This window comes from Desulfovibrio sp. 1188_IL3213, assembly GCF_036763145.1.
GTDB lineage: Bacteria > Desulfobacterota > Desulfovibrionia > Desulfovibrionales > Desulfovibrionaceae > Desulfovibrio.
Genome location: NZ_JBAIYR010000519.1, coordinates 1 through 1443, shown reverse-complemented (window position 1 = coordinate 1443; position 1443 = coordinate 1). Strand labels below are relative to the sequence as shown.

General features: G+C 60.4%; 1 protein-coding gene. It reads right to left on the bottom strand.

The genetic code is table 11. The features are described from left to right. Positions 1 to 819 (bottom strand): 3,4-dihydroxy-2-butanone-4-phosphate synthase (gene ribB / locus V6C16_RS13230; protein ID WP_333543432.1); only part of this gene is annotated, 819 nt, incomplete at its 3' end. Positions 820 to 1443 lie beyond the last annotated feature (624 nt).

Here is a 1443-nt window from a genome sequence, read left to right as displayed (position 1 = left end):
CCCGCCGCAATCGCAGCGCAGCGATCCCAGGGCATCGCCCGTGAGGCATTCGCTGTGTACGCGGGCAAGCACAGGCTCCGGCCCGGAAAGGTCGCCCTTGACCAGCGCCAGATGCGTACCCTGCTCGGTTTCGCTTTCATAGGCGTATACCGTGAAATCGCCGAACCTGGTGGGCAGATGGGCCTTGGCCACATTGCGCACAGACACCTGCCCCCGGTTGAGGCGGTGGCGGATGATATCCTTGACGGCCACAATCTTGAGGCCGTGCTCTTCGGCGAACGTTTCCAGATCGGGCATGCGGGCCATGGTTCCGTCATCCCGCATGATCTCGCAAATAACCGAGGCGGGCTTCAGCCCGGCCAGTTTCGACAGGTCCACGCCGCCTTCGGTCTGGCCGGCGCGCGAAAGAACACCTCCGGCCTTGGCGCGCAGGGGAAAAACATGCCCCGGCGTCACAAGGTCGTCGGGGCGCACATCGTCGGCAACGGCCGCCAGAATGGTGGTGGCGCGGTCCGCTGCGGAAATGCCCGTGGTAACGCCGTCGCGGGCTTCAATGGAAATGGTGAAGTTGGTGCCGAAACGCGAACCGTTGCGCTGCGTCATAAGGGGCAGGTCAAGCCGGTCGATCATTTCCGGCGACATGGGCAGGCAGATCAGCCCCCGCCCATATTTAGCCATAAAATTGATGGCCTCGGGGGTGACAAATTCCGCGGCCATGGTCAGGTCGCCCTCATTCTCCCGGCCTTCGTCGTCCACAAGAATGACCATTTTGCCCTGTTTAATGTCGGCAACGGCTTCCTCAATGCTGCACAATGGCATGATGCTTCCTTCGTTTGGCCCGTGGCGCGGGCTGTGAATATTATAATTTATGTAAGGTAGGGCCGTCACGGCCTTCTGTCAACCGAGAGCCACAGCCCCAAAAACCTGCCCAGGCCCTTGGCATGGCACGACGACTGCGCCACAAAAGCGCACAAACCGTGTCCGCGAGCCGCCGACAGCCTGTGGCAGTGAATCTGTCCTATAGCATCTTCGCATTGAGAATATCTGTTCGCAATACTTCCAAGACGCCCGCTCCGGCGTTTAACCGCGCAGATAAACTGCACTTACGCCTCCGCGGCGGGCGTCTGCTCCCGCATCCGCCAGGGCAATTTCAAAGAGAAGTTGCCCTGGACAGTGTCGTCACGAAAGCCTTTCCCGGCATCTCTGCGTCGAACTTCGCCTTTTATTCCGGTCGAGTACCATAAGAGTACACTCCCTGCATAAAAGGCTCGTTCTCCTTGATATACCAAGGAAATCCATCTCGTGACGACACTGTCTAAGACGTTGCGCCCGCCGGGCGCAAGCCCACCTCGGACAGCAGATCGGACATGGGCCGCCCCAGAAGGAACGGCAGCATGGCCGCAGGCACACCCGCGCGCTCCACACACAGAGCGCGAAAGGCCG